The sequence below is a fragment of the Candidatus Erwinia dacicola genome (genome assembly GCF_001756855.1).
Classification (GTDB): Bacteria; Pseudomonadota; Gammaproteobacteria; order Enterobacterales; family Enterobacteriaceae; genus Erwinia; species Erwinia dacicola.
This window is the reverse complement of sequence record NZ_MAYS01000265.1, coordinates 1-5,006: the sequence shown is the minus strand read 5'-3', so window position 1 is coordinate 5,006 and position 5,006 is coordinate 1. Positions and strand designations below refer to the sequence as shown.

General features: G+C 56.3%; 6 protein-coding genes and 1 pseudogene. 3 read left to right on the top strand and 4 right to left on the bottom strand.

The genetic code is table 11. The features are described 5' to 3' along the window. Both BBW68_RS07915 and fldB read right to left on the bottom strand, forming a co-directional pair. Positions 1–411, bottom strand: a 411-nt coding sequence (locus BBW68_RS07915; protein WP_420835337.1) for a transposase, incomplete at its 3' end; no start/stop codon positions are given. 36 nt (positions 412–447) lie between these two features. Continuing rightward, complete coding sequence (gene fldB, locus BBW68_RS07910; protein ID WP_070134745.1) at positions 448–966, bottom strand: flavodoxin FldB; 519 nt, start codon at positions 964–966, stop codon at positions 448–450. A 178-nt stretch (positions 967–1,144) separates the two neighbouring features. Between fldB and xerD the strand changes: the two genes are divergently transcribed. The 3 genes from xerD to recJ are packed head-to-tail and all read left to right on the top strand — an operon-like array spanning position 1,145 to position 4,491. Beyond that, positions 1,145–2,038 carry a site-specific tyrosine recombinase XerD gene (gene xerD / locus BBW68_RS07905; RefSeq protein ID WP_070134743.1) on the top strand — a complete coding sequence of 298 codons (894 nt, stop codon included), beginning with the start codon at positions 1,145–1,147 and terminating at the stop codon, positions 2,036–2,038. Between the two features lie 24 nt (positions 2,039–2,062). Then, a complete protein-coding gene (gene dsbC / locus BBW68_RS07900) occupies positions 2,063–2,767 on the top strand; it encodes a bifunctional protein-disulfide isomerase/oxidoreductase DsbC (protein ID WP_070134741.1) in 705 nt (234 codons plus the stop codon). Positions 2,768–2,772: 5 nt separating this feature from the next. Beyond that, a complete protein-coding gene (gene recJ, locus BBW68_RS07895; protein WP_070134739.1) occupies positions 2,773–4,491 on the top strand; it encodes a single-stranded-DNA-specific exonuclease RecJ in 1,719 nt (572 codons plus the stop codon). A gap of 47 nt (positions 4,492–4,538) precedes the next feature. Here the strand turns inward: recJ and BBW68_RS17790 are convergent. Both BBW68_RS17790 and BBW68_RS07890 read right to left on the bottom strand, forming a co-directional pair. Beyond that, positions 4,539–4,637: pseudogene (locus tag BBW68_RS17790) on the bottom strand (LysE family translocator); the annotation flags it as partial. A 52-nt stretch (positions 4,638–4,689) separates the two neighbouring features. Beyond that, a partial coding sequence (locus tag BBW68_RS07890; protein WP_148127476.1) for a DDE-type integrase/transposase/recombinase occupies positions 4,690–5,006 on the bottom strand: 317 nt, incomplete at its 5' end.

Here is a 5,006-nt window from a genome sequence, read left to right as displayed (position 1 = left end):
CAGATCTTTGCAATAGTGCCTAAAAATCAATGCGTTAAGAATGATTCTAGAGACGTGAACAGCAATTCCGGTCAGGTAGACACCATTACTGGCAAAATGAACAGTGATCAGCGACAGGAGGTTGTCCATCCCGGTAATACGGGTCTGATTTTTCTTCACCATTTGCGGTTCGAAGGTACCGTCACGATCGCGTGGAGTTTGCAGTTCCAGTGGGCCACCACTGCTGGCTACCATCTTTGTCGAGTAACCATTACGGGCATTGCTACTGGTCCTAGGCTGGTTTTTATCGTAGCCGAGATGGTGAGTCATTTCGGCATTGAGGGCGGCTTCCACACTAACTTTTTTCAGCAGCCGATCGAACTGATTGAGATCCTCTGGGGTTTTGAGATTTTTGGCCAGTTCATTAGCCAGAGCCTATCACTGTTTTACCCATCGCCCTTTTTCTGGTTACAGCATCTCTGCCATCTCGGTCAGGATCTGCTCGCACCACTGCGCAATGCGCTCATCGGTCTGCTCAAACTGGGTGATATCATCCAGCGCCAGCCCGACAAATTTCTGACCATCCGCGGTGAGCGGTTTGGTACTGGTAAATTCGTAGCCTGCCAGCGGCCAGTAGCCGACAAACTTGACGCCGGACTGGGCCAGTACTTCATGCAGCATGCCCAGCGCATCGAGGAACCATTCGCTGTACTCCCCCTGATCGCCAATGCCGTACAGCGCCACCACTTTGTCCTGCAGATTTAGCGTTGGCAGATCGGTCCAGATCGCTTCCCAGTCCTCCTGCAACTCGCCAAAATCCCAGGTGGGAATGCCGAGGATCAGCAGATCGTACTGCTCCATCAGCGCCGGGGAATCCTCTTTAAGATTGTGCAGCGTAACGAGATCTTCGCCGATAAAGTCGCGGATTTTCTCAGCGGCCATTTCGGTATAACAGGTGCTGGAGCCGTAAAACAGACCGATATTCATGGTAGTGGAACTCATTTTTCCTAAAGTCTGGTGGCGATTATATCAGAAACGGCCATGAATAAGGCATAATGGACGTGGTTCACTCAGCGTGAGTGATGACGTATCATGCTGATATTTTGGAAAGTAATTTATGGCAGCGCACTGACAGCCACGCCGTGTCATTAAAAGAGAGGATAAGGTGCAGGATAACGATCTGATTGAGCAATTTCTTGATGCCCTGTGGATCGAGCGCAATCTGGCGCAGAATACTGTTGCCTCTTATCGTCTTGACCTGCGTTCGCTGTGCGGCTGGCTGGAGCATCAACAGTACTCATTACTGAGCGTGGATGCCGTCAGCCTGCAGGGGTTTCTCGCCGAGCGGCTGGAAGGCGGTTACAAAGCTCCCAGCTCTACCCGTCTGCTGAGCGCCATGCGCCGCCTGTTCAAGTATCTCTACCGCGAGAAGCTGCGTGAGGACGATCCCAGCGCGCTGCTCTCCTCGCCCAAACTGCCTCAACGCCTGCCTAAGGATCTGTCGGAAGCCCAAGTTGAACGCCTGCTGCAGTCGCCATGCCTTGACCAGCCGATTGAGCTGCGCGATAAAGCGATGCTGGAACTGCTGTACGCTACCAGGCTGCGCGTCACCGAATTGGTGGGCTTAACGCTCAGCGATGTCAGCCTGCGCCAGGGCGTGGTGCGCGTGATCGGTAAAGGCAACAAGGAGCGGCTGGTGTCGATGGGCGAAGAAGCGGTGCACTGGATCGAGCAGTTTATCGAGTACAGGTGCCCGTGGCTGCTCAACGACCAGACGCTGGACGTGCTTTTTCCCAGTAACCGCGCGCAACAAATGACCCGACAAACCTTCTGGTATCGCATCAAACATTACGCCACACTGGCGGGCATCGACAGCGAAAAACTGTCACCGCACGTGCTGAGGCATGCATTTGCCACGCATCTGCTTAACCACGGCGCTGATTTACGCGTGGTGCAGATGCTGTTAGGCCACAGCGATTTATCCACTACCCAGATTTATACGCACGTGGCGACCGAGTGCCTGCGCCAGCTGCATCAGCAGCATCACCCGCGTGCCTGATTTCAGAGTACATAAGGACATCAAATGAAGAAGCATTACCTGTTACTTTCTCTTTTCATCGCTTCGGTCAGCGGACTGGCCCACTCCGATGATGCCGCCATTAAACAGTCGCTGACCAGACTGGGCTTACAGCAGACCGAGATCCAGCCTTCGCCGCTGCCGGGCATCAAAACCGTGCTGAATGAGAGCGGTGTGCTGTACGTCACAGAAGACGGCAAACACTTCCTGCAGGGCCCGCTGTACGACGTCAGCGGCGGTCAGCCGGTCAACGTGACCAATCAGCTGCTGCAGAAAAAAGTCGATGCGTTGAGCAGCGAGATGATCATGTACAAAGCTGCAAAAGAGCAGCATGTGATTACGGCATTTACCGATATCAGCTGTGGCTACTGCCGCAAGCTGCACGAGCAGATGGCGGACTACAATGCGCTGGGTATTACCGTGCGCTACCTAACCTTCCCGCGTGAAGGGATGAATGGTCAGGTAGCCAAAGAGATGAAGTCCGTCTGGTGTAGCGCTGACCCGCGCAAAGCATTCAGCGCCGCGATGAAGGGCAAAACGGTCACACCTGCCGATTGTAAAATCGATATTGGTCAGCAGTACAAACTAGGCGTGCTGTTCGGCATTCAGGGCACTCCTGCCATGCTACTGGAAAATGGCACCATGATCCCAGGCTATCAGGAGCCGCAGGATTTGAAGAAATTTCTCGACAGCCAGAAAAACGGCGGCTGATTTTCGTGAACAGTAAAACTGAACTCCGTCGCCGCGAAGCGACAGAGGCTGCTGCACTTCCTAGTGAACTACACCCGCTGTTACGTCGTCTCTACGCTCAACGCGGTGTTACCGCAGCTGCCGAGCTGGAGCGCGGTGCGAAAAACCTGCATCCCTTCCAGTCGCTGAGCGGTATTCAGCAGGCAGTTGAGATCCTGCAGCGCGCGCTGGAGGATAACCTGTGCATCATGATCGTTGGCGATTTCGACGCCGACGGCGCCACCAGTACCGCATTAACGGTGCTGGCGCTGCGCAGCATGGGCGGCAGCAACATTAAATACCTAGTGCCGAACCGTTTTGATGATGGCTATGGCATCAGCCCGGAAGTGGTTGAGCAGGCTGCAGCACGCGGCGCGCAGCTGATTGTCACGGTCGATAACGGCATCTCCTCTCATGCGGGTGTAGCGCTGGCGCACGAGAAAGGGATCCTGGTGGTCGTGACCGATCACCACCTGCCGGGCGACTCGCTGCCTGAGGCTAACGCTATCGTTAACCCCAACCTCAACGCCTGCCAGTTCCCCTCACGGGCGCTGGCGGGCGTGGGCGTGGCGTTTTACCTGATGCTGGCGTTGCGATCGCAGCTGCGCGACAGCGGCGTGACCACTCTGCCAAACTTGGCGAAACTGCTGGATCTGGTGGCGCTGGGTACGGTCGCCGACGTGGTGCCGCTGGATGCTAACAACCGCATCCTAGTGTGGCAGGGGCTGAGCCGTATTCGCGCCGGGAAATGCCGCCCGGGTATCCGCGCGCTGCTGGAGATCGCCAATCGCGATGCCCGTCAGCTGGTCGCCAGCGACTTAGGCTTCGCGCTTGGGCCGCGCTTAAATGCTGCAGGCCGTCTGGACGATATGTCGGTTGGCGTGGCGCTGTTGCTGAGTGAAGATCTCGGTCAGGCGCGTATGCTGGCCAGCGAGCTGGATGCGTTAAACCAGACGCGTAAAGAGATCGAGCAGGGGATGCAGTCGGAAGCGCGGGCGCTGTGCGATCGCCTCGAAAGCAGCGATGACGCGCTGCCGCGCGGCATCGCCATGTATCATCCCGAGTGGCATCAGGGCGTGGTCGGCATTCTGGCCTCGCGCCTGAAGGAGCGCTTCTACCGTCCGGTGATCGCCTTTGCTCCGGCGGGGGACGGCACTCTGAAAGGTTCTGGCCGCTCCATTGCCGGGCTGCATATGCGGGATGCGCTGGAGCGGCTTCATACGCTGAACCCCGGGCTGATTATTAAGTTTGGCGGCCACGCGATGGCGGCGGGTTTATCGCTGGAGGAGTGTAAGTTCGACGAGTTCCGCCAGCGCTTTGCTGAGCTGGTTGGCGAGTGGCTAGATGCCGAGTCTCTTCAGGGCGTAGTCTGGTCCGACGGTGAACTGATGGCGCAGGAGCTGACGTTACCGACGGCGGAGCTGCTGCGCGAAGCCGGTCCATGGGGGCAGGGCTTCCCGGAGCCAACCTTTGACGGTAAGTTCAAGCTGTTACGGCAGCGGCTGGTGGGCGAGCGTCATCTGAAAGTGATGATTGAACCGCTTGGCGGCGGCCCGCTGCTGGACGGTATCGCCTTTAATGTCGATACCGCCCTGTGGCCGGCTCCGACCATCAGACAGGTTGAGCTGGCGTACAAGCTTGATGTTAATAAGTTTCGCGGTAACCGTACCGTGCAGCTGATTATCGACCATATCTGGGCGCTGTAAGCAAAAGCCTGTAGGGGCCGCCCCTCTTTTCCGGTCAGCCCTTTGCACTATTCCGGGCGGCGGCTCAGCGCCAGCTTCGCGGCAAACAGCAGAAACACCCCGCCGGTCGTGCGATCCAGCCATTTCACCACCTTCTCACGCTTCAGGGCACTGTTGCAAAGATATTGATGAGTTAGCCTTTCGTGTTATTGAAAGGTCTTATCTTTCAAAGACTCTGCTCACCAGACGCATCTCGCCTAGGGGATGCCCCAAATAAAATGATTCTGCCTGACCTTTCCGTAGCGCCCGCATCACTTCAATGCCTTTGATTGTGGCGTAAGCCGTCTTCATTGATTTGAAGCCCAGCGTGGCGTTGATTATCCGTTTCAGTTTGCCATGATCGCACTCAATTATATTATTCCGGTACTGTATCTGCCGGTGATGCACATGCTGCGGACATTTACCTTCCCGCTTCAGCAATGCCAGCGCCCGCCCATACGTCGGGGCTTTATCTGTGTTGATCAACCGTGGAATTT